This is a genomic window from Bradyrhizobium sp. AUGA SZCCT0431 (assembly GCF_018131065.1).
Taxonomy (GTDB): Bacteria; Pseudomonadota; Alphaproteobacteria; order Rhizobiales; family Xanthobacteraceae; genus Bradyrhizobium.
On record NZ_JAFCLR010000104.1, the window covers coordinates 1 to 1,030 of the forward strand.

1 pseudogene is annotated in these 1,030 nt (G+C 62.0%); it reads right to left on the minus strand.

Features of this window, described 5'->3' with window-relative positions:
- Nucleotides 1-849 precede the first annotated feature (849 nt).
- Nucleotides 850-1,030 (minus strand): annotated as a pseudogene (locus JQ567_RS38535) (DUF1428 domain-containing protein); the annotation flags it as partial.

Consider the following 1,030-nt stretch of genomic DNA (forward strand, 5'->3'; position numbering starts at 1 on the left):
CCATGAAGCACGGCCTCGAATACTTCCACGCCGCCGCCGCAGGATGGAGCCTCAGAGATGTGTGCATGCCCTAGGGCGAACGCCGGGACCCATACGCCGCGGCGGTTGTTGTTTGCAGAAGGTCTCTAACGCCAGCGCTCCAATTGGTGGGCCGCGGCGTATGGGTCCCGGCTCAAGGCCGGGACGACGGCGGTGTTTGTTGTTGCACCGTGGTCTAAACGCAGCTTCGCATTCTCGCGACGCATTGCGCCCGAGCTTTGCCAGTAATCTCCTTGCCCACTCATAGAGAGGGCGCAGGGAAGACCGGGTGCGCGCTGCACCCGCGGTCCCGTGTGCGGTTTGCACTAAGTAGGCTGCACACGAGCATACAGGGCAGCGGTGAACACCCGGCCTTCCCTGCGCAATGGCTTTACGGCTTATGCCGCGCTCTCCCCGGAGACGAGTTCTTGGTTGACTCCGTCGCCGCCGTTCCCGCTTGCGCTTCTCCGACAGCTTGACGCCTGCAACGGGCGCCAGGACCACACGGTTTTGCCGTACGCTTAATCCACGCCGTCGTCAGACGTGAACCAGCGTCCACCGCATCCCGCCGCGCGTTCGTGACGTGCGCACGCCCCTCTTGTCGGGCGGGACGCGACAATTCAAACCGCTGATTTGCCCGACGAGGAAAGCGGAATTTTGCCCGTCGGGTTAATTTGTCGCAGCGCGAGCAATCCATCCGCCGTCATTCCCCGATGCGCAATTGCGCGTGTCAGGAAGCCGGCAGCAAACTCCCTTTCACCGGCGAATAATCCACCAGCGCCAGCCAACGATCCTCGATCTGCCCGACCATCAGTCCGTGCTCCGCGTGCGTCACGCGTTGATTTCAGACCATTCGGTGTCCGCCATGAAGGCCGACCACGCCGCGGTCCTGGTCGCCTCATCGGGCCACTCCAACAGATAGGCGAATTCGGTCCTGGACTGCACCCCTGGAACGAGACACGATAATTTCTGTGACAGGCATTTCGAGGATGACCTGTGGCAGCAAAAGGAA